The sequence below is a fragment of the Microbacterium sp. str. 'China' genome, from assembly GCF_002993305.1.
Lineage (GTDB): Bacteria > Actinomycetota > Actinomycetes > Actinomycetales > Microbacteriaceae > Microbacterium > Microbacterium paraoxydans.
Genome location: NZ_CP027434.1, coordinates 2276992 through 2302081, shown reverse-complemented (window position 1 = coordinate 2302081; position 25090 = coordinate 2276992). Strand labels below are relative to the sequence as shown.

Below are 25090 nucleotides of genomic sequence, written 5' to 3'. Positions count from 1 at the left end.
TTCAGGTCTCCCGAAAAGCTCCGAATCCGTTCTCTCGGCCATGTTCGAAGCTCGCCGGCCGGAAGACTGGGGGTATCGAAGGGGAGTAGCTCCGGGCCGTAGCGCCTGAGGGTGCATCGACATACTGACGTTCACGGAGATCGTCCGGTGCCCCGTCCCGATCCGGGATGAGCGAGACCTTCGGCCTCTCTGTGTGGCCGAAGCTCCGCTGTGTCGTCTCTTCGGTCGCGCCCGACCGAAAGGAGAGCGCGATGCCTCGCGCCCTCATCTCCCGCATCCTGTTGTGCCTGACGATTGCCGCCCCGGCCGTTGTGTTCCGCATCCTCGCATTCCACCCGAACCCCGTAGTCGACCTGTTCGTGTTCGGTGCCGCGGTGGTCGCTGCGAGCTTCCTGCTCGCCTGGGCCGCCGAAGCCGCGCAGAAGGACATCTCCGGCGCCCTCGCGATTGCGATCCTCGCCCTGATCGCCGTGCTCCCCGAGTACGCCGTCGACCTGTACTACGCGTTCCGCTCGGGTTCGGACCCCGACTACGCCCAGTACGCCGCCGCGAACATGACCGGGTCCAACCGGCTGCTGCTCGGCTTCGGCTGGCCGCTGGTCGTGATCGTCGCCCTCATCGTCGCCAATCGAGGTCTTGGCCGTGGCGACACGCGCCGGGTGTCGAGTCTGGGCCTTCCCGTGACTGCGCGCCTCGACGTCGGATTCCTCGGCATCCTCGCGGTGCTGGCATTCGCGATCCCGCTGCTGGGCAACATCCCGATCTGGTTCGGCCTCGTCCTGATCACCGGATTCGTGCTGTACCTATGGCGCGCGAGCCGGGTCGAAGACGACGGCGAAGAGGAGTTCGTCGGAGCGGCAGCCGACATCGCCGGAATGCCGACGCGTGCCCGCCGCGTCACCGTCATCTCGATGTTCGTCGTGTCGGCCGCGATCATCCTCGCCTGCGCCGAACCGTTCGCTACCGCGCTCGTGGATTCGGGGACGTCGCTCGGCATCGACAGCTACTTCCTCGTCCAGTGGCTCGCCCCACTCGCCTCCGAGGCTCCCGAGTTCATCATCGCCGTGCTCTTCGCGCTGCGCGGCATGGGCGCCGCCGCCATCGGCACCCTCATCGCCTCGAAGGTCAACCAGTGGAGCCTGCTCGTCGGATCCCTCCCCATCGCGCACTTCTTCGGAGGCGGAGGAGGCGACCTGCCACTCGACTCCCGCCAGATCGAAGAGTTTGTCCTCACCGGCACACAGACCCTCATGGGCGTCGCGATCATCATCGCGCTGCGCTTCCACTGGCGCTCGGCCGTCGCCCTCGCAGCGATCTTCGCTGTGCAGTTCTTCGTCACCGACACCACCGGCCGCTACATCCTCTCAGCAATCCAGGTGCTGATCGCCGTGGGGATGCTCATCGCGCACCGCGCACACATCCTGCCCACTCTCACGGCACCGTTCCGCCGCACCCCTACTCGGGAACGTCTCAGCGAGACTCCGACGGCTGCCTGGCAGTGACGTGAGCACGGCATCTGCTGTGTGAGTGAGATGCTCGATTCCGTTGTGCGCTTGTCGTGAGTCATAGCGTGATGCCCGTGGCGCGTGGCAGTATCACCTCATGGTGGGATCCTCGAAGCTCGCGTCTGTGCTGTATGTCGAGGACGATCCACTGATCGCGGCGATGACGGTCGAGGTGTTGTCGGAGACGTATCGGGTCGATCATGCGTCCGACGGCGAGGTCGCCCTGCGTTTGGCGCTGGGTACCCGGTATGACCTGATGGTGGTGGACCGGCGGCTGCCGGGGATGGACGGTGTCGATCTTGTTCGCGCGGTGCGCACGGCGCACATCACGACCCCGGTACTCATGCTGACTGCCCTGGGCGCGGTGGACGACAAGGTCACGGGGCTCGACGGTGGGGCGAACGACTATCTCGTCAAGCCGTTCGACTACGAGGAACTCCTGGCGCGGTTGCGCGCATTGCAGCGGGCTTTCCAGTCGGGTGGGGCGCGGCGCGAGCTCGGTGAGTGGAGTTTCGCCCCGACAGCACAGGCGGTCTTTGACCCGTCGGGGTACCGGATCACGCTCACGGCGACGGAGAGCGCGTTGCTGGAGGTGCTCAGCGGGAGTCCGGACCATGTGTTCAGTCGAGAGGAGATCCTCCGGGCGGTGTTCCCTGCCGGTGATTCCGCGAGCTCCGTGGACACGTATGTGCACTATGTGCGGAAGAAGACGACTCCGGAGATGATCGAGACGGTCAGAGCGCGCGGGTATCGTGCGGGGAACCCGTCATGAGTGCGCAGAGAGACCCGGATGCGGAGAAGGTGCGGCGGGCGGCTCGGGTCGTCGCGGTCTGGGTGGGCGTCTCGTCCGGGGTGATCGTCCTCGGAGGTGTGCTGATTCTTCTCGCGGTGGTGCTGTCGTCGTCGCGCCGTGAGGGCGAGAGGCACGAGGGCGGGTGGTTCCCGGGTGCGGGTGGGGACGATTTCGTCGTCGACATCAGTGTTCTCGTGCCCGCCGTGGTCCTGCTCGGTGCGGTGGGGGTGCTGTTGCTGGCCGTGGTTGCGAGTATCGCCGCGCGGCGAGCAGCACTCCCGTTGAGCGATGCTCTGCGGCGGCAACGACAGTTCGTCGCGGATGCGAGCCATGAGCTCCGTACGCCGTTGACGGCGTTGACGAGCCGTATCCAGATCCTGCAGCGCCGTCTGGACCGCGGCGAGGACGTGACCGCGACGGCGCGCGAGCTGCGAGAAGACGCGGATCGCATGCGCGACGTCCTCTCCGACATGCTCCTCGCCGCAGAAGGACAGTCGTTCGCCGGAGAATCAGCGGTCCTCGCCGACGCCGCTCGCGGCGCCACAGCCGCGATCCGCTCCCTGGCGGACGACACGGCTGTGAGGATCGACGTCGACGTCGTGGACGCTGTCGTGCCGGTGCTGCCGGTGACCCTCGTGCGGGCTCTGGTCGCACTCCTGGATAACGCGGTCGCGCACTCACCGGCAGGCGGCTCGGTCGAGCTCTCAGCACGGCGGTCGGCGAGCGGGGTGGAGATACGTGTGACCGACCACGGGGCTGGGATCTCCGGTATCGACCCCGCTCAGGTGTTCGAGAGGTTCGCTCGCTCTCCCGACAGCGGCCGTGGACGCGGATTCGGGATCGGGCTCTCGCTGGTGCGGGATGTCGCACAGCGCGCCGGAGGGAGCGTTGTCGTCGAATCGACGTCCCCGGGAAGGACAGTGTTCCTTCTTACGCTGCCCACGACGACGCCGAGGTGACCTCGACGGGCGTCGACCCGATCCACCGTGTGGTGGCTCCAGTATCCGTGACGAGCAGCCCGGTCCTCGTGCGGGAGGCGGCGATCCAGGTGGTGTCGGAGGAGCCTGCGGCGATGGCGGCCGTAGCCCAGACGTCTGCGTGAGCGAGAGTGTCGGCGACGACGGTGACGGAGGCGATGCCGTGCGCGCGGTGACCGGTGCGTGGATCAATGATGTGCCTGCCACGTTCGGCGGGACCGGACGTGGCCACAGCACCATTCGTCACCTGCATCGTCGCGACAACGCTCCCGGGGCGACACGGGTCTGCGATTCCCACGTCCCAGACCCAGTCCGAGCCCTGTGCGGTGAACAGTTGCAGGTCTCCTCCGGCGTTGATGCCGACGGCCCGTGACCATACGAGGAGAGGGGCGAGGTGTCGTCTGCTCGCGTGTTCCACCGCCCACCCCTTGACGTACCCGGTGGGGTCGAACCCGCCCCGCCAAGATGCGGAGAAGAGCCCGCCGGTCTCGTGTTCGTAGTCGGCGCACGCGGCAGCGACCTCTGCCACGCGCGGGTCAGCGTCCTGGATGCGGAGGTCACCGGCCCGGATGCGGCTGATGTCGGATTCGGCCCGGTAGGGCGAGAACACGCGGTCGATGTCGCGGAGCTCCGAGACGCACGCCCGCACCGCATCCCGGACCGCAGCGTCGTCACGCGGGTCGACGATGTGGATGCTGATGGCGGTGCCCATGATGTGCTCCACGTGCACGTGGATGTCTGGCGTGGTCATTGTTGTGCCTGATCGATAGCGCTCTGCAGCGAGCTCGTGTATCCGTCGCTGGTGTAGGTCGCGCCGGACACCATCTGGATGTGTGCGCTCTGGCCCTGGACGGTCTCGGAGACCAGCAGCGGGATCGCGTGTGCGTTGATCTGTTGGTCTCGACCGTTGCTGTCGGGATACTGGAGCGCTTGCGCGTCGGTGATCTTCCCTCCCGACACGGTGATCTGCACCTGGATGGGCCCGTAGCGCGTGTGGGTGGTGTCGCCGGTGAACGTCCCGTCCGCGAGCCCCGTCGTAGTCCCGGCGGTGGTGGTCGATGCCGACCCGCTGGTGCCCTGGGTGGTGCTGCTGGCGGGGCTGGCGATGTCGGAGGGGGGAACAGCGTCGAGGGAGGTGCGGTAGCTGAACAGGAGGACGATCCCGCTCAGTGTCGCGAGGAGTGCGTAGATGATCTTCTTCATGGCGTTGCTCCCTCGGTGCTCAGGAAGTGAAGGATTCGGAGTGGATGCGGTCGACGGTGAAGCCGGCGCCTTGGAGGTCTTCTCGTAGTGCGCGCATCCACCCGTCGGGGCCGCACAGGTAGACGTCGTACTCGTCCGGGTCAGGGGCGATGTAGCGGAGCAGATCGGGGCCATTCCAGGCGGTGTGGGTGGCCGGCAGCCACGGGGAGTTGCCGCCCGCGCGGGGGCCGGTGAGCGGGAAGTGGCGCACTCCGCGCTCACGGATCAGCGACGAGATCGGCTCCCGCAGTAGAGCGTCAGAGTCCGCACTGTCCCGGACGACCAGGGCCGCGTCACCTGGCTCGTATCGCTCCGCCTCGAGAAGCGCGACGAGCGGGGCCACTCCGGCTCCCGCACCGATCATGAGGAGCTTCCGGCCGCTGCGGCGATCTCCGGTCATCTCCCCGAACGGACCCTCCACCAACACTCGGGTGCCCGGACGCAGCGACGCGAGTCGTGTCGTGCCGTCGCCGACGAGGCGCGCCGTAAGCGCGTAGGTGTCGCCCGGAGCGGCCGAGAGGGAGAAAGGGTGCCCTCGCATCCATCCTGGCCCATCCAAGAACCGCCACACGAAGAACTGGCCCGCCCGTGCCTTCAGCGCACGGAGGTCCCGACCGGACATGCGCACGGTGACACCGGCTGCCCCATCGAGTGCGACGGTGTCGACGCGGAGAGCGTGTCGATGGGAACGGACAAGCGGTGCGACGACGCGGAACACCATGACGGCTGCCGCTGCGATAGCCCACAGCGACCACCAGTAGATCGTGGCCGGTGTTGATGCGAGGAAGTCGGCTCCCGTCCATAACTGGTGCGGCAGAGCGAGGAAGACGCCCAGGTACGCGTACAGGTGTAGCAGATGCCATGACTCGTACCGCAGGCGACGGCGGGCACGGCGGATCGAGGTGACCACGACCATCACGAGCAGACCGGTTCCCGCAGTTGCCAGCAGCATCCCCGGGTAATCCCAGACGAAACTCCACAGCTGATCCCACAGTCCCACACCCGCCGCCGCAGCGTACCCGATGACCAGCAGCAGGATGTGCAGACCCATCAACCAGAACGACCAGAAGCCGACCTGTCGATGAAACCGCGTGATCCCCTCACGCCCAAACCCCCGCTCGAACAGCGGAACCTTCGCCATCAACAACACCTGATAGAGCAACAGGTTCGCTGCGACAAGCCCGGAGAGCCGTCCCAGAGTGGTCACGCTCTCCGCAGAGAAACTGAGTACGGCGGTCACCCCGCCCCCGGCCACCCACAGTGCGACGACGAACAAGCTCGTCGCCCAGATCACGCAGAGTGCGGCGACCCGCCACCACGAAGTGGCGACCCGGGGCTTCGATACACGCAAGGTCGGCGTGAACGTTGAGGCGGTGCGGAGGGTGCTCATGACGCCATCGTCCACGCGGCCCTCTGAGAGAGCTTTAAGAAAGCTGTGCACCTGAAGCTGTCATAGGTGATTCTCAGGCAACGCCGGTCGTTCCGAGAAGCGACCCGAGTGCGAACGTCGCGGCGAGAGCGAGCGCCCCGCCGACCACGACCCTAACCGTCGGCCGGACCGCAGGGTTCCCGCCGATCCTCGCGCTCACGAACCCCGTCAGCGCCAGCGCGAGCAGGACAACGATGAACGTGATCGGGACGCGCAGGTCGACGGGCGGCAGCAAGATCGCCAGCAACGGGAGCAACCCACCGATAGTGAACGCAAGAGCCGACGCTCCAGCGGCAGCCCACGGGCTCACCACGTGGTCTTCGGTCATTCCGAGCTCTGCTTCCAGGTGCGCGGTGAGGACGTCGTGGGCGGTCAGTTCTTCCGCGACCTTGCGTGCTGTCTCGGGAGTGAGCCCCTTCGCCTGGTAGATACCGGTGAGCTCTTCGAGCTCCGCAGCGGGATCATCGACCAGCTCCTGGCGTTCTTTCGCGATCAGCGCCCGCTGGCTATCGCTCTGACTGCTGACCGAGACGTACTCGCCCAGCGCCATCGAGACCGCCCCACCGACCAGCCCTGCGATACCCGCCGTCACCAGAGGCGCGAAATCCGTCGTCGCCCCGGCGACGCCCACGACGAGCGACGCAACCGAAACGATGCCATCGTTGGCGCCAAGTACGCCTGCCCGCAGCCAGTTCAATCGCCCACCGAGATCGCCAGAGTGAGGCTCGTTGCGGTGGGCGCCCTCAGGCGCGTTGTCGTCCATGGCGTTAGCTAAGCATCCTTCGACTGGTTTCGCAGACTGATTCAAGATGATCGCGGATCCAATACAAAACCGCAACTGGGCTCGCTTTGGAACGCTGGCGTGATCTGAAGCTTCAGGTCAATGGGGAGCGTCCAGTGCCAGCCCCCGTTGTCCCGAAGCGTTGAGCCGCGGGTGGATTGTGCTGTACGACGAGCTCCCGGTCTGATCGAAGCTCCGTGGGACTGCCGAGGGTCTTGGTGACTCTTCGTGTTAGGCCGCGGATGCGGCCTGTGTGGTCATGATGGCTTCGAATTCGACGGGCGCAACTTGCCGAGGGCTCGCTGTCGACGGCGCCGGTAGTAGGTCCGTTCGCTTCAGGTTACGATGGCGAGGCGGAAGTCGTTGCCGGGGGCCCATCGGCGCGCGCAAGGAGTTCGATCATGCCCAGGCGCGGATCGGCAAGATGGAAGAGCTCGCGAAGGCCGAGTTCGAGGACAACTCGCACCTCCCGGCGACCCCTCGTCAATGGTTCTCTTCATCGGTAGGGACGAGAAGTGGGACGCGATTTGCGCCGAACATGGGCTCACACGTCCTACCTACGACAACAAAGCCTTCTTGCGGCGTACGAGTGCTCAACTCGACTCGGCGCGACTTTTTGACCGCCGCGGGCGGACTACTCATCTCGACGGCCGCGAGCGTCGGCTCGCTCTTCCTCGTCGCCTGAAGCACGGCGAACATAGCCTTCGTCCCGCGATGGGCTGCTCGTGCACTGGAGCTTTCGTCAGACCTTCACGCCCAGGCGTTCACTCGTCTCCAGAGAGACTCGTCAGGGAGGATTGCTGGTCCGTCGAATGCGTGCTCGACGCTGCTCGAACCTTGCCGCTCCCGCCCTCCCGCTGAAGCAACAGGAGATGGCCTCTCACCCAGCGGTGCCGTATAGCGGGGAGGGTGGATGCGGCGGGAGCCGTGGCGCAGGCTTATACAGTCGCGATGTATAAGCCTGACCAAAACGGTTGGCACAGCGACAGACATACTTGCGGCCGTCCGTCGAGGGAAACAGCGTCGATGCTGTTCGCGTGGCGACTGCGACTAGCTGAATGCTTGCAGCTAGCCCGCGCAGGGTCGCACCTGAAGCGAGGGGCTTCTCCTCGGTCAAGGCTCATCGTGGCGGGTTCGAGTATGGCGGCGGCGGACCTCTTCGAGTATCTCCTCGAGACTGCGGACACCGTCGACGTAGTCCTGGGCGTCACGGAGGGCACGAGGCGTCGGCTTGAGTCCGTCCAAGACACCCGAGTGCAGGGCTTCTGCGGCGCCGTTGATTCGCTGCGCACGAGTGAGGCGGGGAGCTTGGTCGTTCGCCAGTCCGCGGAGGACGGCGAGACTCGGCGTTGCCATCCGAAGGTTCTGCATGTCGAGGATCCCGAGGTTCCACTCGTGGCCGTCGCGTCCGAGGCTAGCGACCCGCCGTCCATCATCGGTCTGTCCGCCTCCTGCGATATGCATGTGCCCGTGAATGAGAAGCTCCGGGTGCACAGCGTCCCAGACTTCGCTCACGCGCGCGCGTGATGCTGCGGAAGCCTCGAGTGCCATCCTCGGAAACCGGTGCGGGTTTGTGCGCAAGACCTGGCGAACGGCGCGGACGGGGTTGTTGGCCGGCGACTCGTGGGTAAGCATCAGATCCGCCCGCCCACCGGCGACAGCTGTCGCGACGTGGTCATCGGTGATCGTCTCATCTGGCCACCAGGTCCGCCCTTCTTGGCGGGACTCGCGATCGACGGACGCGGCGCCGCCAAGCGCCAGAACAGAGCGTCCGCCGATGGTGAGGCGGGCTGGCCGTGGGAGGATCCAGGTGAGCTCGGATACCCTTACGGCTTCCCCGGGATGTCGATCGAGCAGCGGAGTGATCTGACCGTAGTCGTCGTGATTCCCGAGGACCACGTAGAAGCGGTCGATGTTCGTGTCGGCGAAGATCGCGTCGACCTCGCGCGGCGACATCTGCCAATCCCCTAGGTGCAGCAGCGTCGTCACATCGGGTGCCAGCGACGGGAGTGCCCGGGCGACCACACGAGCCCAATCTGCATTGCCGTGCCAGTCGCCGCACACCGCGACGCGCCGATCGGGCAAAGAGATCCTTTCTGTGTGTTCAGACAATCTCATCCCGACTCCGTTCAGCGGCGAGCACCACGGCCGTGCACCGGGCGATCCTGCAAGCATCTCAAGCAAACATGCGTCGAGTCTGTTCGCATGGAGTGTTGTCCTCCGTTCGGCGATTCTCGACGCGAGCTCTGTCCAACGCGGGTGTCTCAACACGCGTGCTTGACGACCTACAGCTGAGCCTTGCCGGCTCGATGTTGTCGCGCATAGGGAGGCGTCCAAACCACTCAGAGAAAGCTGCTTATGACTAACATCCACGCCTCGACTACGCCGCAGTCAGACATCGAACTGCCGGACTTCCCCCGCCCCACCACTGACGAGTACGTGCGAGACATCGACCCGTCGCCTCTTTACTCGCATCTCGCATGCACTCGCTATGTCATCGGTACCTGGGACGGCTACGGCGTTCGCGTACTTACCAACGAGACGGACGAGTACGCAACCATCCACTTCCGCATTCCCCGGGGATTGCCGGCCGACTGGGCGTCGCAGCTCGCCACCTTCTCGACGCAGCGCATCTCCTACACAGACCGAGATCGCTCCTGGGACGAAGAATCCGGGGGCTGGCCCACTTCGAACCGAGACCGCTGGAGTGCCTTCGTAGACTCGGTCCTCGCCGCCATCGACTTCGCGCGCGCCGCCTTGGAAACTGCGGTGTGGGCACACGCACGCGGCGAAGACTGGAGCTGGCCTTCATTCCCGCCCGGCAGGATCGAGACGAAGTACGAACTGTGGGGCGACGGCCACCCGAACCGGTACGACCCCGAAGAGGATTACGCACGGTACCTGGAGGAGAGCGGAAAGGGTGCCGGCGCTACCCCGGCGGGCGAAGTCGCCTTCTGACCCGGTAGTCGGCTGCTTGTCGCCCAGCTCTACGCGGCCTCGTCTCCGGCGTGTCGACCATCTCGGGCCCATTAGCCACCGCCACTAGAGCGTGTTGCTAAAGGTTGATTCGTGGTGTGCGGGTGACGCTCGGAGCGTGTACGTCTGTGAACTCCATGACCATGCCCGTGCGGCGTGCGGCGTGCGGCAGCGCCAGATTCATAAGACTGACGACGAACTTCCCGGGTTCCTCGTGCATGCACAAGTGTGCCGAGTTCCTGGTACATCAACCGGGCACCGAACATCGCCCAACTGGACGCCGGTGTCCAGACAATCCTGCGGCTGCTGGAGCTCGCGCCCAAGCTGAACGTGGTGCTGCTCCAGGGCAGCATGCGGAGCGTGCTTGGCGTGCCTGCACTGATTCTCAGTGCCGTGGCCATCGACAAAGTCAAGGAGCGGAGGAGTCCGCCGCACGTCGAACATCCGCGATGTGTTTTGTGGCTCTTGACGCCAGCAAGGATCGCCATCGTCGTCGATTTTCGGTGTAGGGCTGCGGTAACTGAGTGATAACCCGGAGGTTCTACAAGGAGCATTCAGGACAGACGCCCACCTAGTGAGCCGGATGCGGTTGGCGTGAGATCGACGACAGGGACCTACCGCGGTGATCTCCGTCCGGCGGCGACGGTGGGGAGGTTCTTCATCGCGTGAGACGTCTCCTCCTACTTGTCGTCACCAGCCAGGCGCCCCCGCCAAGGATGCCGAGACCAAGAAGCAGCGCGAGTATCGCTGTTGCCCCATCTGCTCCCGTAGAGGGGAGGGAATCCTCGAACGTGTTGGTAAAGACGATGCCGACGAAGCGCCCTTCACCACGAACCTTGAAGAGCCGGTAGACAGCCGCATCATCTTGCCTCCCACGGTCGATGAACCTGCTTACCACGAGAGCCGCTTGGTACAGTTCCGAAATGGATCACCTTTCCTCAGCGTCCCCCCACGTCCAGCCCGATGTCCGGGTGCGTGGTGCCCGGGAACACAACCTCAAGGACGTCGATCTCACGGTTCCGCGTGACGCGATGGTCGTGTTCACGGGCGTGTCCGGATCCGGGAAGTCCTCCTTGGCTTTCGGCACGTTGTACGCGGAGTCGCAGCGGCGCTACTTAGAGTCAGTTGCCCCGTACGCGCGGCGACTGATCGACCAGGCGGGTGTCCCCGACGTCGACTCCATCACTGGGATGCCGCCCGCAGTCGCCTTGCAGCAGCAGCGCGGAGGGCGCAGCGCGCGCTCCTCTGTAGGCAGCATCACCACGCTGTCGAGTGTGGTTCGGATGCTCTATTCGCGAGCAGGTGCATACCCAGATGGTCAGCCGATGCTCTACGCCGAGGACTTCTCCGCGAACACCGTGCAGGGCGCGTGCCCCGAGTGCCACGGCATTGGCAGAGTGTACGCGGTGACCGAGGAGCGGATGGTCCCCGATCCTTCACTCACCATCCGGGAACGCGCCATCGCATCGTGGCCGACCGCCTGGCACGGCCACCAGCTGCGCGATGTGCTGGTCGCGCTCGGCTATGACGTGGATGTGCCGTGGAAAGATCTGCCGAAGAAGGATCGGGACTGGATCCTCTACACCGACGAGACTCCGTTCGTCCCGGTTCACTCGCGACTCACGCTCGCTGAGGCTCGACGGGCGATCCAAGCGGGGATCGAACCGAGCTACTCAGGCACGTTCGTCGGCGCGCGACGATACGTGCTCGACACTTTCGCAAACACGAAGAGCGCGTCGATGAAGCGCCGCGTAGCCCAGTTCATGAGCGCAGCGGTGTGCCCGGTGTGCCAGGGGAAGAAGCTCAAGCCCGAAGCGCTGACGGTCACGTTCGAAGGACTGGACATCGCCGACTTCTCAGCCTTGCCACTGCGTGAATTGGCAGAACTTCTCGTGCCCGTCGTCGCCGAATCCGACCTCGAGGACGAGACCTCCGGCGCAACGATAGACGTCGAGACCAGGCGCGAGGCCGTCGCCCAACGCGTCGCTGCAGGCGGGTCTGCGCACTCCGCTGCACCCGATGTCCGTCGCACGCCGAATCGGTCCGCCGAGAAGCGCGCCGCGGCAGCCCGCCTCGGTGCCGAGCTGCTGGACCGCCTGCGCCCCATCATCGACCTCGGACTCGGCTACCTCTCGCTGAGCCGTACGACGCCGACACTGTCCGGGGGGGAACTGCAACGACTTCGACTCGCCACGCAACTCACGTCGGAACTGTTCGGTGTCGTCTACGTCCTCGACGAACCGTCAGCCGGTCTCCATCCGCACGACGTCACCGCGCTGCTGGGTATCCTCGACGGCCTCAAGCAGCGCGGCAACAGCCTCTTCGTCGTGGAACACTCCGTCGACGTCATGCGGCACGCGGACTGGCTCGTCGACATCGGCCCCGGAGCCGGGGAACGCGGCGGGCGCGTGATCTACAGCGGCCCCACGGACGGGCTCGCGGAGGTCGACGAGTCGGTGACGCGCGGATACATCTTCGGAGGCAGCGGCCTCCCACCGCACCAGCCCCGTGCCGCCCACGACTGGTTGCAGCTGGAGCACGTCACCCGCAACAACCTGCGGGACGTATCTGTGGCGCTACCGCTCGGAACGCTCACGGCTGTCACTGGCGTGTCAGGGTCGGGGAAGTCCAGCCTTGTCAGTCAAGTCCTGCCAGCCCTCATCGGCGCCAGGCAAGGAGACACCCGTCGCATCGAGGAGGACAACGCAGAGGCCGACACCCTGCTCCTCACTGACGAGTCCGATGAACTCGGAGGGTCGGTCGAGGGCGACCTCACGACGGTCCGGCGTGTGGTGAGCATCGACCAGAAACCCATCGGCCGCACGCCCCGCTCCAACGTCGCGACCTACACAGGACTCTTCGATCATGTGCGGCGCCGGTTCGCCGAGACGCCGGAAGCTCGGACACGCGGATACAAGCCCGGTCGGTTCTCCTTCAATGTCGCAGGCGGCCGTTGCCCGACCTGTGAGGGTGAAGGCTCCGTGATGGTCGAGCTGCTCTTCCTGCCCTCGGTCTACACCGTGTGTCCCGACTGCCATGGCACCCGCTATCAATCGAGCACCCTGGAGATCACCTGGCGAGGGCGCAACATCGCGGAAATCCTCGCGATGAGCGTCGAAGAGGCTCACGAGTTCTTCGCCGGCGAGTACGACGTGATGCGCTCACTCACCTCGCTGGTTGATGTCGGGCTCGGTTATCTGCGCTTGGGACAGCCGGCCACAGAGCTCTCCGGTGGGGAGGCGCAGCGTGTGAAGCTGGCCACCGAACTGCAACGAGCGCAGCGCGGCGACACTCTGTATGTGCTCGATGAGCCGACCTCCGGATTGCACTGTGCCGACGCAGACCGTCTAGTTACCCACCTTCAGACTCTCGTCGATGCGGGCAACACGGTCGTGATGGTGGAACTCGACATGCGGGTGGTCGGCGCAGCCGACTACGTCATCGATCTCGGGCCGGGAGCCGGTGACGACGGCGGCACAGTGGTCGCGTCCGGAACGCCAGCAGAGGTCGCCGCGTCGAGAAACAGCGCTTCAGCACCGTATCTCGCCGCCGCCCTCGCCGAGGCCGCGACGCTGACGTCAGGGGCATAACCGGCTCTTTGCAGATGGGGGTGTAGACGTCGAGGGTGCGTCGTTGGCCGGGTAAGGTGAATCGCTCTGGGTTTCGTTCCGTTCCGTTCTTCAAGCAAGGATGGAATTGATGAATCAGAAGTAGTCGCCCGAGATGCGGGAGAAGGCGTTGCGGATGCTGGACGAGGCGAAGCCCTCGCATCCGAATCTCATAACCGCGGTGCGCCATGTCGCTGGGCTTCTTGGTATGAGCGCGGAGACGTTGCGGGTGTGGCATCGCCGTCGCGAAGTCGACGGCGGGCAGCGTCCCGGTGTGCCCACCGATGTTGCCGAGGAAAACAAGCGCCTGCGGGGTGAGAACGCTGAGCTGCGCAAGGCGAACGAAGTCTTCAAGGCCGCGAGCGTGTTCTTCGCGAAGGAACTCGACCGCTCCTGACGGGTCTGCCCCGCGCACACCGCTTCCGCTGTCCCGATAGCCGGTCGTCCACCGGTACAGGTGCGGACCATCCGGGTGAACGACCAGAACCCAGCAACTACCTAAGCCTTCGATTCCCGTAAGACTGTCCCGCAAAAATGCCCGGTGAAGGTGCCGTAAACGGGCTCTTCCCAGATGAGGGTGTAGTTGGCGTTGGCGTGGCGGTCCCGGGATAGACGTCGAGGTCTCCCGACGATGGAGGTTCCTACGCCATCCATCCGAAAGACCTCGACGTGTCCGACGCTACCCCGCCGGCCGGCTTCGGCCGCCCTGACCTGACCGCCTTCGCGTCCTATCCCAATCGACTCTGATCGGGTCTGCTGATGCTCTCGACGAGAACGCAGCGACATCGCAGCCACCCAACTCCGACCGTCCGGGAAGCCGGGACACGTCACATGGCCTGTGCTGCGGGCGTGTCGAGTGGGTCGTTCAGGGGGCGACGCAGGAGCGTCGACGCGACGTGCTGAGAGGTGATTCCAGTCGAGCACTGGCACACCGGCTACAGGCATGGCGATAGGTCAGGAACGGTGTCGCTCCCTACGCAGGAGGGAGCGCAGAGTCTCGGCGTTCGCGTAGCCGACTCGTAGCGCGATCTCGGCGGAGGTGAGGTCCGTGGTTGCTGAGAGGTGCCGAGCTCGTTCGATGCGAAGCCGTTGGACGAAGCCGAGCGGAGTCAGGTTGAGCGCCGCACGGACTCGTCTTTCGAGGGTGCGCCGGCTGGTGCCAAGTGACTGCGCGACGAAGGCGACGTTGAACGGTTCGTCCAGGCGGGCGCGCACGAAGCGTTCGAACTCGACGACGATCGAGTCCTCGTGCCGGAGATGTTCGTAAGCGACGAAGGCCGCCTGCGACGGGCGCTCGTCGATGATGAGGAGCTTGGCGACATGTTGGGCCAGGTCGGGGCTGATCGATCGCACGAGTGAGAGCGCGAGGTCGATGTGGGCGAACGCGGCGCCGGCGGTGACGAGGTTCCCGTCGGTCACGACCATGGTGTCGAGATCGAGGGCGACGGTCGGATAGCGCTTCAGGAACTCCGGCCCCAGGAACCAGCTGGTCGTCGCCCGCCGATGATGCATCCGTCCGGTCTCGGCGACGGCGAACACGCCGGTGCACGCCGCGGCGATCCGGGTGGTCGCCTCGTCGAGGCGCCCGAGCGAGGCGATGACCGAACGAGCATCTCGGCTCTGGAGGGCGTCGTTGGTAGCGGCGGCCGTAAGGGTTCCAAGCGCAGGGACAACGACCACGTCGAACTCTCCGGACTCCGACAGCGGGTGGTCCACCGACAGGGTCATCGATGCCGTCGTGGTCACTCGCCGTTTCGGTCCGAGGATGGCGAGTTCGATCGGGTCGATCCGCGGGTCGACATCGCCGCGGGCACCCTCGGCCACCCGCACGATGTCGATGATCGACGCGATAGCCGAACCGAAGCAGCCGTCGATCGCGATCAGTCCAATACGCATGACGTAAACAATAGCAATACTGCCGTATACGCCACTCCCCACCGGCCCTCGCTCGTCATACGCTGAACTCGTCCCACGAAGAACCCCGATTTCAAGGAGAGTCCCTCATGTCCACACCCGCATCACTTCCGTATGCCTTCGTCGCCAAGATCGTCGCGGCCGATGGACAGCACGACGCGGTCGCCGATCTGCTCGCCGGCGCTGTCGCACTCGCCAACGAAGAAGTAGGAACGATTGTCTGGTTCGCGGTCAGGACCCACGCCGACACCTTCTGGATCTTCGATGCATTCCCCGACGAGGCCGCTCGCGACGCCCACGCCGACGGCGCCATCGTCGCAGCCCTGATGGCCAACCAGCACCTCCTCGGCGCAGCACCCGAGATCCTGGCGGCCGACGTCCTCGCGTCCAAGCTCCCGTAGTCCGCCAACGCACGTCCGCAACGCGAACACAACACGAGCGCTGCCGGTCACAAACTCAACAGGCAAACCAACGGGCGGCTATGGAGCGGCTCGAGCCACAAAGCGCACGCCACATTCGAAGGAGCAATTGATGCCATCTATTCCTACATTGTCGTTGGACGACGCCAAACGTGTCATCGCGGCAGCAGAAGCTGAATCCAGCACGCAGGGTCAGCCCAGTAACATCGCCGTCGTCGATGCCGGCGGCAATCTCGTCGCTCACGTACGGATGGACGGAGCGTGGCTGGGCAGCATCGACATCTCGATCAACAAAGCTTTCACGGCCCGAGCGTTCGACACAGCCACCAAAGACCTCGGCGACCTCGCCCAACCCGGTGAGCAGTTCTACGGCATCAACGCCTCCAACAACGGTCGGGTGATGATCTTCGCCGGTGGCATCCCGCTCGAGCGCGACGGCCAGGTCGTCGGCGCCGTCGGCGTCAGCGGAGGAACCGGCGTCCAAGACCAGGCCGTCGCCGAAGCCGCCGCCAGCGCCTTCTGAGACCGACCCGCACCGAACCCGGCCCCCGGCCGGCACGAGGCTGGATGCGTGCGTCGTCGACGTAGCCGGTCACGGCTCGGACCTGACGGCCAACCAGCACCTCCTCGGCGCAGCACCCGAGATCATGGCGGCCGACCTCCTCGCGTCCAAGCTCCCGTAGTCCGCCAACGCACGAGACAACCGCGCCCCTCCGAGCCGTAGCCAGGTCGCGACGCAACGTCACGCTGCGTTGCCGAGCGGTGCGAGGCCTATCGACACACGGACAGGATGCCGGCCGCGAGGGGTCCGTCGCAGAGGAGAGCGACGTCGGTGTCGGGCAGAGCCGTGAGGCCAGCGCATCGCGCGACCACCAGACCCGAACAGCCCCTGCCCTGCGTTTCCGCAGGTCAGGGGCTGTTCGCCGGAGCCCCCTGTGGGAATCGAACCGACGACCTCATCACGTCGGCTTTGCGTCTATCGCTTGATGTGCCCACTGGGCGAACGAGCCGCTGACCTGCGCAAACGCCGAGCGTGGGGGGAGCCTGACACGGTTTCCCGGACACCTGAGTTGAGGCGATGATCGTCTCGGAAGGAGCCCGTGAGATGCCTGCTGCCCACTCGCCGGAGTTCCGGCGTCGAGCCCTGGATCTGGTCGCCCAGGGAAACCCTGTCGGTCAGACCGCTCGTGATCTGGGGATCAGCGAGTCGTGCCTTCGGAACTGGATAAACCGCGACGCGATCGACTCCGGCCGCAAGGCCGGGATCACGACCGACGAGCATATGGAGCTGGTCGAGCTGCGTCGCCGCAACCGCGTGCTGGAGATGGAGAATGAGATCCTCAAGCGCGCCAGCGCCTATCTCGCTCGGGAGAACGTACTCCCAAAATAGGGTTCCGGTTGGTCCAGGAGCTTGCCGCGGATGGGGTTCCCGTCGCGGTGGCCTGCCGGTTCCTCAGGGTGTCGACCTCGGGATACTACGAGTGGGCGTCGCGTCCGCCATCGCCGCGGACGATCGCTGATAGGGCGCCCCCGGCGACGATCCGGCGGGTTCACCGCGATTCGCGCGGCACCTATGGTGCCCCGCGGGTGCTGGCCGAGCTGCGGCTCGGGCTCGGTGTCCACGTGGGCAAGAAGCGCGTCGCCCGGGTGATGCGCCTGGATGGCCTGACCGGGGTGTCTCATCGACGCAAACGACGAGGCTGGAAGCCGGACACGGCGACGCACGAGGACCTCGTGAAGCGACAGTTCCGCGCGCACGAGCCGAACCGGCTCTGGTTCTGTGACATCACGCAGCATCGCGCGAAAGACGGGTGGGTTTACTGCGCCGCAGTGATCGACGCGTTCTCCCGCCGCGTCGTCGGCTGGTCGATCTCAGACAGAATCACCGCGGAGATCGTCGTTGACGCGCTCGAAATGGCTCGCTGGCGCCGCCGACCCGAGCCTGGCACCGTGGTCCACGCCGACCGAGGAGCGCAACACACGTCGTGGCTCTTCGGCCACCGACTCAGGCAAGCCGGACTGCTCGGCTCGATGGGGCGAGTCGCCTCATCGGTCGATAACGCGCTCATCGAGTCCTTCTGGTCCACGATGCAACGCGAGCTCCTCGACCGCTCAACCTGGACATCCCGGACCGAGCTGTCGTCGGCGATATTCGAGTGGATCGAGGGCTTCTACAACCCCACCCGCCCGCACACCGCGCTCGGCAACCTCAGCCCCGTGGAGTTCGAACGACTTCACAACCCCGCCGCAACCGCGGCATGATCAACACAGAGAAACCGTCCGGGAAACCGGGTCAGGCTCCACCGACCGCTCGCAACCGTTCAGGAGCAGGATGCAACCCTCGACAGTGTTCACCATCGGTCACTCCACACACCCGATCGAGGAGTTCATAGCGCTGCTCGAAAACAACGGCGTGCAACAACTCATCGATGTGCGGACGGTTCCCGGCTCCCGACATAACCCGCAATTCGGCGCGCAGGCGCTTGAGGAAAGCCTGACGCACGCAGGCCTGCACTATGCGCGGATGGAAGAACTCGGCGGTCTCCGCCACACCCCAGTGAATGTGGAGAGCATCAACGGCGCCTGGCGCAACAAAAGCTTCCGAAGCTACGCCGACTACATGCAAACCGAGCCCTTCGCGCGTGGAATAGACCGTCTGATCGATCGAGCAAAAGAGAAGATTGTGGCGATCATGTGCGCGGAAGCGGTCCCGTGGCGCTGCCACCGGTCTCTCATCGCGGATGCGCTGCTCGTTCGCCACATTTCTGTGAAGGACATCATGAGCGCCACCTCCACCAAACCCCACACACTCACGTCGTTCGCGTCGGTGGACGGGCAGCGGGTCTGGTACCCGCCCACTAACCTGGAAGGGCAACCGTAGGCATAGCGAGCCTCTCGCCGATGTGACCGAGTTGTCATTCCGAGAATGGATGTCGTCCACCATGGGCACACTGCACTACGGCGGGTCGGAAGCGCCGATCGTCAGCACCCCGGCGACGGACAAGGCGGTGGACGCGGAGGGCAAGGCCTGGCAGGTCGGCAACGCGCTCATTCAACGCCCCGGCACGGGCGAGGACATCGCGTACATGGCGCTCTACCTGGCCTCCGACGAGTCCTCTTGGGTGACCGGACAGAACTACAGCGTCGACGGCGGCGCGACCGCCGGGTGGCGGAACGACAGCGAGACGGACCGACTGGCCGCGAAGAACGGCTGACACGCGGGTCGCGGCGCGACCGGTGACGGACGGGAGGCACAACACCAACGCCCAGCTCGACACGCTGGTTCTCTCGCAGGCCGGAAGGGGCCCCGGGCGTCTACGCGAACTTCGTCAACCCGGAGGCGTTCTACGCCCTCTACGGCATGGAGTTGTGCGGCGGCGCGGGCGCCTGCAACCGCCCCCCGATCGACGGCACGGAACTCCCCATCCGGTGATCCCGTGGAAAACCAAACGACGAGCGCGCGAACGCGCGAAGGAGCCGCTGACACGGCGCAGCAGAAGCTCTGTTTCTTTGACCTTTCCGGCTGTCGAGAATACGTCGGCTCCCGCGACTCCGTTCCTACAATCTCGAACGCGCCCTACGGGCTTATATCGCTCGACATTGCGCGCGCTGCGCGCTCCGCCTCCGTTTTATCTCTGTCTGCCGGAAGGCGAAGAAAAACGGTTGATCAGGGAAGGGGATGAAGAGACGAACGAGCAGGGGATTGTGGTCTACTGGTGGAAGTGACATACCCAGGCGAGAACTGTTACCCCATAGTTCTCCGTTCCACCGGAAGAGGCTGACGCACCTTCGAAGGGATGAGGCAGGCGTGCTACGCGTGAACTAACGGGCAGGTCTGTGCGTGGACCGCAAGCTCTCGCACTGTGCCGTAGTCCAGGTTCTGCCCGCTGCGCAGCCGGATGCTTAGCACTGTGCGCACGGCGTTTACTTGCTCAGCGCTGAGTCCCTCGAACAGCTCGGGCCAGTCAGAATGTGCTCGCGCGACCTCGGGAGGCGTTAGGGCGCTGACGCTGAGCAGGGCGTGTCATCGGACGTACTTCTTTCGCCCGTCCTCGACGTTCGACCCGTACTTCTCGTCCAGCTCGGCGTATGCCTCGGCCGGGGTGGTGCTGCCGTTGAGGATGCGGCGGGCGCGGTCGAGTGCGTCGGCGTCAGGGAAGTGTCCGGCGAGCTGCTGGGCCTTCTCGATTAGGGCGAGATCGTTCTCAATTTTTGGTTCGCTCATCGCATCAAGATTCAACGACGGCAGCAGGCAATGTAAACATTCGCTCCAGCAGGGGTACAAGACGCCAGATCGCGGCGTGGTGCTGTTCTTCGGTCAGATCATCTAGCACGGGCGGTTCTTCACCTGTCCAGCCGATTGCTTCGGCCACCGCAGTGAGCTCCACGCTGTCCCATCGCAACCGTCCTTCATCCCGCATCTGAGCGCGGAACTGTGACAGTGGACCGCCCGACTGGTGCACCTTGGCGATCTCGGGGAAGCGCGCCAAGCGGACGTGGAAGATCGCGACCTCGTAGCCGTGCAGAAAGATCATCACTCGGTCGATTCGGATTGGCCGTCCAATGTACATTCCAGGCCGCTTCGCGAATGCCTCCGCCTGACTGTAGATCGGCATCTGCGTTGCCTCAGGATCTGTCATCGCTCACGCCCCGTCCCTGTGGTTGAGATTCTCGGTTACCAACGACATTGATTCGCGATCTCAGCCGGTGAGTAACGACTACGAGTGGCAGACGATCCTGCGCTCAATAGTCCACGGCGGCGCGGTCGTAGGCGAACCGCGCGTCGGATTCGTTCAGCACCTTCGCGCGCACGTCGGCGAGCTTCAAGTCGAGCACTCTGAGCTTCCCGTCTATCCGGCTGATTGCCTCAATCCTGTGGAACTGGTCCCCGTAGGCCTCGGCGAACCTCGCCATGCCGTGTAGCTTCCACGCCGCGTCCGGGAGCCAGTGGCCGTGGGGATCCACGATGCTCGCTCGCACTCCGTCTTCGCCGTTGGCGAAGAAGAGGAAGTCGGGGCGCAGTGTGCGCCATTCGCCGTGACGGTCCTGGTAGGCGATGCTCATCGAATCGCGGCCGCCTGTTGGGTTCCGATACCAGGCCAGAGCCCCGCCCCTCGACATCTCGGCGTCCAGCACCTCGATCTCGTCGGGGTTCAGCTTCCCGACCGGGAACATGCCCTCGTCGTCGGCCAACAAGTGCAGTGCCCGTCGTTCAAGGAGCTGTTCGGAGTCGCCGGTGACGCGTTTCGTCTCCTCCTGGCGGTTCTTCGGCAACGCCATTGAGATGAGCTGAGGGTCCGTGCTCATGGCGGTGATCTCTGCGTAGAGGCTCTGCCTTGACTCGGAGAGGTCTTTGATCGCGACACGGTACTTGCCGAGCCACTCGTGTGCGATGCGGTCGGCCTCGGTATCGAGCGCGGGACGGGTCTGCGGCAGCATAGCGAGGGCTGCGACTCGGACGTTCGCGTCGCGGTAGGCGTCCTCGTCCTCAGCGTCCGCGGCGAGATGTTCGACGTAGGTACGGGCGATGTCTGGCGTGATCGACCGCGCGCCTGTGCGATATGCGTCCTGGATGGCGCGGTCGTCCGCGTACTCCGTCCACGACTCGTCCTGGCGGAGCCCGTGGCGTGCTTGTCCGCGAACGGTGCCGCCAGCAACCGTCTGAACGTCTTTGAGCGCCTTCGTCAGGTCGTTTGCATACTGAGCCGAGAGTCCGTTCAGAACACCGTGGAGGCGCTCGTGGGCGAGCTTCCCCGCGTCAGCTAGCAGCCGGTCAGCCGCGAGCGCGTGTGCCAGCGAAGTGAGTCGCTTGATCGGGTTCGCATGCTTGCGAGGCAGTGTCTCGGCAGGCAAGGCTTGGAACAATTCCCAGACCTCGTCCGGGACGGCCTGGTTCGGCGTCATGACCTGTGGGTCGACGAGGACACGCTGTCCCGTCCCGCCGCCCGTGGTCAGGTCGTTGCCCATGATCCGCTCCAGCACGAGGCTGGCCGTCGCCTTGTTGAATTTCGGCAGGATGCACTCGACGCTGTTGAGCAGGTCGTCGCCCTCGATACGCCTGGCGAGCGGTGTACGGATCATCCGGCCGAGAAGCTGCGTGATGTGCGTCTCGTCCCTCGCTGGGCGGAACGAGACCATGACCTCAGCGCGCGGGCAGTCCCAGCCCGTGCTGATGGCGTCCTTGGCAAGCAGCACACGGACGTAGGAGGCGTCCTGCACGCGCTCCGGGGAGATGTAAGGCACGCTGTGCGAGCCGAACGTCTGCGCAGTGTGCTCGCCAAAGACGTGGGCGATCGCGTCCGCCTCCAGTTCAGGCCACTCGTCACGGATCACGTCGATAGCCGAGGCGACCTCCGTCGGCGACGGCTTGTTCGGCACCTGAAGCACCATGAGGGGCCTGACGGGCTCCTCGTTCTGATCGTTCGCGTACGCCGTCCAGGCCGCAGAAATTCCTTTCACCTTCCGGACGCCCCGGCGCAGCAGCACTGTATTGAAATCACCCGTCTCCGCGGGAAAGTCGAGCACGATGTCGTCCTTCAGTAGACCCGACTCCTGGATACGCACAGGGTCCACCTGCACCGTCGCGAGGTGCACACGATTCGATTGCACCTCGGCTTCGCTCATTGCAGCCTCGAACCGCTGCACAGTCGCCGAGATGCCCCAGACGATCGGCACCGGCGGCACGTCATTGTGGCCGTTGATGAGGCGCTTCACGATGGTCGGCGTCTCCGACGGGCGTTTGCCCATGCCCCGATGTGCTTCGTCAAGCACCATGTAGAGCGTGAGGTCGTTGTCCTCGATCGTGTTCCGCAGGGTGTCCCAGAACGTGAACGGCACTGTGTCTGCATGCGAGTCGAAGCCAGGCAGGGTGTTGGAGTCGTCGCGGCCCCGCACGAGCAGGCTGTTCTTCGACAGCTTCGAGGTGTTCAGAAAGTAGACGTTGCCCGACTGGAGTTTCTGGTATCTGAACGGGTGCTCGACCGTGACGAGACGGTTGCGCAGGCGGTCCGACGCTTGTTCCAGCCGATGCTTGGTCTGCTGGTTCAGCGCCGGGTCGTCGCTGAACCACAGCACGACGGCGCCGGGGTCCGGCGCGATGCTGAAGTCGTCGCTGCCCCAGAACAGCGACTCGATCACGGCCGCAGCCATGACCGTCTTACCGGCGCCCGTCGTAGCCGTCAGCGCCACCGACGAGACTCGCCTGCTCGCGCTGCGGTAGAAGTCCCGCGCAGAGGTCAGTTCGCGCAGCGTGTCACCGACCGCGTCTGCTTGGTAGTCCTTCAGCGTGAAGCGCATCAGAAGTCCCCCGTCATCTCGCAGTTGCGGAGGTAGTCTTCATATAGGCGGACGGTTTCGACGCCGCGGATCTCGTCGGCGACCTGCTGGTACCGCCCCTCGTCGTCCGTGACGACGTACACGATCCGAATGCCGCCTTTCCCGCGCAGTGCCTCGACAAACTCGGCGGCCTGGTCAAGGTCGCGAAGGATGCCGTAGCTGTCAGCGATCGCCCATCCGCCTTCGATCCAGTCGATGCGAGAGCCGACCGCACCGGCGCGTAGCCACAGCATCGGAGCAATCGCCGCGAACGCGCGGTCCACGCCGACGAGCCACTTCGACTCGTACGTCAGAGTGAAGAAGGCGGCGTTCTCCTCGAACCCCTCAGCCATCGGGAACTCGTCGACGAACTTGTAGTCGCCCTTGATCGGGGCGCCGTCGGGCGTCTCGCCCGTGATCGCGGCGCGGATGCGCGGCTTCGTGATGTAGTCGCAGATGCCCAGCTTCTCCCACTCGGGATCGCCAGGCCGCACGCCCTTCCTGCGCAGAGCGGCCTGTTCGTCGGCCGAGACTTCGTTGTTCGTCACCGAGATGCACTGACGGCGGCCGCCGTCCTGCTTGTTCAAGCGCATGACAGCGTGAGCTGTCGTCCCGGAACCAGCGAAGAAGTCGAGAATGACCGCGTTTGGTTTGTCGGATAGAAAGAACCTCAGGGCATCCTCCACTGCGTAGAGGCTCTTCGGGTATGGGAATGAACGACCCGGCAGAAGGCCCGCAACGAGCTTCGAGCCATGCCATCCCGCATTATGAGAGACCCTGTTCCAAGTTGTCTTTGCTGCACGATCACGAGACACCATCGACGTGTCTATGATGGCTGCGCCAGTCAAAGGGTTGCGGCCGGTCACACTGAGTTCGCCCTTTTCGATCTGATCCTCGGTGCCCTGGTTCACCGTCATGATCGAGTAGCCTCGTCCCCGTCGCTGGGACTTGGTGGCTCTGATCAGCCCTTTCTCGACCCGCCGTCGCGCGACCTCGACCCCTGTGCGCCAGCGAGCTTCCGCGCCCGTGGCGGTCTTCGGCCATACCGCGACCTCACCCGCTGGGACTGGCACCGTCTCGACACTCGTCCCAAGCGGAATCGGCGCCCCTACCCGAACAATGCGTCCGGTTGCTTCCTCTACAAAAATCGGGAAGAACAAGTTGGGCGAGTCTGCCCTCAAGTTCCCCTTGCCAGTCCGAACGTATTGAAACCACACCTGAGACTTGCTCTCGGATTGGCCTTCGTTCAGCATGTCGTCAGTCGTGCGGGCGGCTGCCATCTGCCCCATGAACACGAAGAAGATGTATTCGTCAGACCGACTGAACATTCCGTCACGCACTGAGCCTTGACTACTGATGACGCTCGTCACCATCTGGATACGCGCTTCGGGAAACGTCTGCTCCAGTAGCAGGCCAAGGCGCAAGTACTCCTTCTCGTCGATCGTGACTATCAACACGGAGCTCGCGGGCTTCAGGAGCCGCTTGGCGAGCTTCAGCCTCCGCTCCATGAACGCCAGCCACTTCGAATGCCGGTACAGGTCGTCGCCCTCGACGTAATCGTTGTTGTACTTCCAGTCGCGCGATCCTGTGTTGTAGGGCGGGTCGATGTAGATCGCATCCACGGACTTCTCGTGCGTGAACGTGAGCTGCTCCAGGACGTGGAAGTTCTCGCCATTGATGACCGTATGGAACGGCTTATTGCCGCCGCGCTCGATGGTCCCGTCGGGGCGCAGGCCGGGGTAGATGCGGTCACGGAATTCGGCCACGAGAACCAGGTCATCCAATGCCACCGAGGCGGCCTCGATCTTCGCGCCGTTCGGCGTCGAGATGTCGGCGGTCTCTCCGTTGATTCCATCGACAGTCCAGATGCGCTGGTCGCCGTGCCCCGTCACCCCTCTCGGAGGGAGCACTCGAACCTTGCTCATCTTGCGAATCTTGTGCGCGGGAAGCTCCACCGCCTCCGGCGCATGACGCTCGAAGTTGAGCCCGAACGGTAGACGCTTCTGGAGTGGCTGGATCTCGCTGTCGAGGTCCTTAGCGAGCTGCGGATCGAGTTGATTGACGGTGCGCAGCAGGTCCGACAAGCGCGACATGGGCGGGCTCCTTCTGGCAGGACAAGAACGAGTCCGTTC

The 25090-nt window shown here is 64.8% G+C and carries 24 protein-coding genes and 2 pseudogenes; 14 read left to right on the top strand and 12 right to left on the bottom strand.

Annotated features, from left to right (window positions below):
* Positions 1–251: 251 nt before the first annotated feature.
* The 3 genes from C6C15_RS11070 (at position 252) to C6C15_RS11060 (ending at position 3257) form a co-directional block, all read left to right on the top strand.
* A complete protein-coding gene (locus C6C15_RS11070) occupies positions 252–1502 on the top strand; it encodes a sodium:proton exchanger (RefSeq protein WP_199787652.1) in 1251 nt (416 codons plus the stop codon).
* 100 nt (positions 1503–1602) lie between these two features.
* Positions 1603–2277, top strand: a complete 675-nt coding sequence (locus tag C6C15_RS11065; RefSeq protein ID WP_105950112.1) for a response regulator transcription factor — start codon at positions 1603–1605, stop codon at positions 2275–2277.
* On the top strand, positions 2274–3257 hold the full coding sequence (locus tag C6C15_RS11060; protein ID WP_105950111.1) for a sensor histidine kinase: 984 nt from the start codon (positions 2274–2276) through the stop codon (positions 3255–3257). The genes C6C15_RS11065 and C6C15_RS11060 overlap by 4 nt, the downstream gene beginning before the upstream one ends.
* Here C6C15_RS11060 and C6C15_RS11055 read toward each other — a convergent pair.
* From C6C15_RS11055 to C6C15_RS11035, 6 genes and pseudogenes are all read right to left on the bottom strand, one after another.
* The gene (locus C6C15_RS11055; protein WP_105950110.1) at positions 3229–4026 is read right to left on the bottom strand and encodes an FAD:protein FMN transferase; all 798 of its coding nucleotides are present in this window, start codon (positions 4024–4026) and stop codon (positions 3229–3231) included. The two genes, C6C15_RS11060 and C6C15_RS11055, sit on opposite strands and share 29 nt — an antisense overlap.
* The gene (locus C6C15_RS11050) at positions 4023–4478 is read right to left on the bottom strand and encodes an FMN-binding protein (RefSeq protein WP_105950109.1); all 456 of its coding nucleotides are present in this window, start codon (positions 4476–4478) and stop codon (positions 4023–4025) included. The genes C6C15_RS11055 and C6C15_RS11050 overlap by 4 nt, the downstream gene beginning before the upstream one ends.
* A 19-nt stretch (positions 4479–4497) precedes the next feature.
* On the bottom strand, positions 4498–5907 hold the full coding sequence (locus C6C15_RS11045; protein WP_105950108.1) for a ferredoxin reductase family protein: 1410 nt from the start codon (positions 5905–5907) through the stop codon (positions 4498–4500).
* Between the two features lie 73 nt (positions 5908–5980).
* Positions 5981–6709 (bottom strand): VIT1/CCC1 transporter family protein, encoded by a 729-nt coding sequence (locus tag C6C15_RS11040; RefSeq protein WP_105950107.1) that lies wholly within the window; start codon positions 6707–6709, stop codon positions 5981–5983.
* 249 nt (positions 6710–6958) lie between these two features.
* Positions 6959–7110 (bottom strand): annotated as a pseudogene (locus C6C15_RS17340) (IS3 family transposase); the annotation flags it as partial.
* Between the two features lie 730 nt (positions 7111–7840).
* A complete protein-coding gene (locus C6C15_RS11035; RefSeq protein ID WP_234024131.1) occupies positions 7841–8812 on the bottom strand; it encodes a metallophosphoesterase in 972 nt (323 codons plus the stop codon).
* A 273-nt stretch (positions 8813–9085) separates the two neighbouring features.
* Here C6C15_RS11035 and C6C15_RS11030 point away from each other — a divergent pair, with 273 nt between their 5' ends.
* Positions 9086–9685, top strand: a complete 600-nt coding sequence (locus tag C6C15_RS11030; protein WP_105950105.1) for a hypothetical protein — start codon at positions 9086–9088, stop codon at positions 9683–9685.
* Between the two features lie 246 nt (positions 9686–9931).
* Positions 9932–10231 carry a hypothetical protein gene (locus C6C15_RS11025; protein ID WP_105950104.1) on the top strand — a complete coding sequence of 100 codons (300 nt, stop codon included), beginning with the start codon at positions 9932–9934 and terminating at the stop codon, positions 10229–10231.
* 130 nt (positions 10232–10361) lie between these two features.
* On the opposite strand, the gene C6C15_RS17480 is transcribed toward C6C15_RS11025, so the two are convergent.
* Positions 10362–10601, bottom strand: coding sequence for a hypothetical protein (locus C6C15_RS17480; RefSeq protein WP_158698553.1), 240 nt, complete (start codon positions 10599–10601; stop codon positions 10362–10364).
* Between the two features lie 25 nt (positions 10602–10626).
* Between C6C15_RS17480 and C6C15_RS11020 the strand changes: the two genes are divergently transcribed.
* Together C6C15_RS11020 and C6C15_RS17115 are read left to right on the top strand one after the other, a co-directional pair.
* Positions 10627–13293 carry an excinuclease ABC subunit UvrA gene (locus C6C15_RS11020; RefSeq protein ID WP_105950103.1) on the top strand — a complete coding sequence of 889 codons (2667 nt, stop codon included), beginning with the start codon at positions 10627–10629 and terminating at the stop codon, positions 13291–13293.
* Positions 13294–13447: 154 nt separating this feature from the next.
* On the top strand, positions 13448–13708 hold the full coding sequence (locus tag C6C15_RS17115) for a transposase (RefSeq protein WP_126892901.1): 261 nt from the start codon (positions 13448–13450) through the stop codon (positions 13706–13708).
* A gap of 557 nt (positions 13709–14265) precedes the next feature.
* On the opposite strand, the gene C6C15_RS11010 is transcribed toward C6C15_RS17115, so the two are convergent.
* A complete protein-coding gene (locus C6C15_RS11010; RefSeq protein WP_105950101.1) occupies positions 14266–15207 on the bottom strand; it encodes a GlxA family transcriptional regulator in 942 nt (313 codons plus the stop codon).
* 107 nt (positions 15208–15314) lie between these two features.
* Between C6C15_RS11010 and C6C15_RS11005 the strand changes: the two genes are divergently transcribed.
* From C6C15_RS11005 to C6C15_RS10975, 7 genes and pseudogenes are all read left to right on the top strand, one after another.
* Positions 15315–15626, top strand: coding sequence for a putative quinol monooxygenase (locus tag C6C15_RS11005; protein ID WP_105950100.1), 312 nt, complete (start codon positions 15315–15317; stop codon positions 15624–15626).
* 154 nt (positions 15627–15780) lie between these two features.
* Positions 15781–16167 (top strand): GlcG/HbpS family heme-binding protein, encoded by a 387-nt coding sequence (locus C6C15_RS11000; protein WP_234024130.1) that lies wholly within the window; start codon positions 15781–15783, stop codon positions 16165–16167.
* A gap of 82 nt (positions 16168–16249) precedes the next feature.
* A pseudogene (locus tag C6C15_RS10995) lies at positions 16250–16327 on the top strand (antibiotic biosynthesis monooxygenase); the annotation flags it as partial.
* A 422-nt stretch (positions 16328–16749) separates the two neighbouring features.
* Entirely contained in the window at positions 16750–17034 is a 285-nt protein-coding gene (locus C6C15_RS10990) for a transposase (RefSeq protein WP_158698552.1), read from the top strand.
* 47 nt (positions 17035–17081) lie between these two features.
* Positions 17082–17906, top strand: coding sequence for an IS3 family transposase (locus C6C15_RS10985; RefSeq protein WP_234024242.1), 825 nt, complete (start codon positions 17082–17084; stop codon positions 17904–17906).
* Positions 17907–17976: 70 nt separating this feature from the next.
* Positions 17977–18525, top strand: coding sequence for a DUF488 domain-containing protein (locus C6C15_RS10980; protein ID WP_105950096.1), 549 nt, complete (start codon positions 17977–17979; stop codon positions 18523–18525).
* A 49-nt stretch (positions 18526–18574) separates the two neighbouring features.
* Positions 18575–18859 carry an SDR family oxidoreductase gene (locus C6C15_RS10975; RefSeq protein ID WP_199787651.1) on the top strand — a complete coding sequence of 95 codons (285 nt, stop codon included), beginning with the start codon at positions 18575–18577 and terminating at the stop codon, positions 18857–18859.
* An 809-nt stretch (positions 18860–19668) separates the two neighbouring features.
* Here the strand turns inward: C6C15_RS10975 and C6C15_RS10970 are convergent.
* The 4 genes from C6C15_RS10970 to C6C15_RS10955 all read right to left on the bottom strand — a co-directional run bounded on the left by C6C15_RS10970 (position 19669) and on the right by C6C15_RS10955 (position 25051).
* Positions 19669–19869: a hypothetical protein gene (locus C6C15_RS10970; protein ID WP_105950095.1), complete on the bottom strand. Its 201-nt coding sequence runs from the start codon at positions 19867–19869 to the stop codon at positions 19669–19671.
* 4 nt (positions 19870–19873) lie between these two features.
* Entirely contained in the window at positions 19874–20284 is a 411-nt protein-coding gene (locus C6C15_RS10965; RefSeq protein WP_126892903.1) for a hypothetical protein, read from the bottom strand.
* Between the two features lie 103 nt (positions 20285–20387).
* Positions 20388–22940, bottom strand: a complete 2553-nt coding sequence (locus C6C15_RS10960; RefSeq protein WP_105950093.1) for a DEAD/DEAH box helicase — start codon at positions 22938–22940, stop codon at positions 20388–20390.
* Positions 22940–25051: a site-specific DNA-methyltransferase gene (locus C6C15_RS10955; protein WP_105950092.1), complete on the bottom strand. Its 2112-nt coding sequence runs from the start codon at positions 25049–25051 to the stop codon at positions 22940–22942. The genes C6C15_RS10960 and C6C15_RS10955 overlap by 1 nt, the downstream gene beginning before the upstream one ends.
* Positions 25052–25090: the final 39 nt, after the last annotated feature.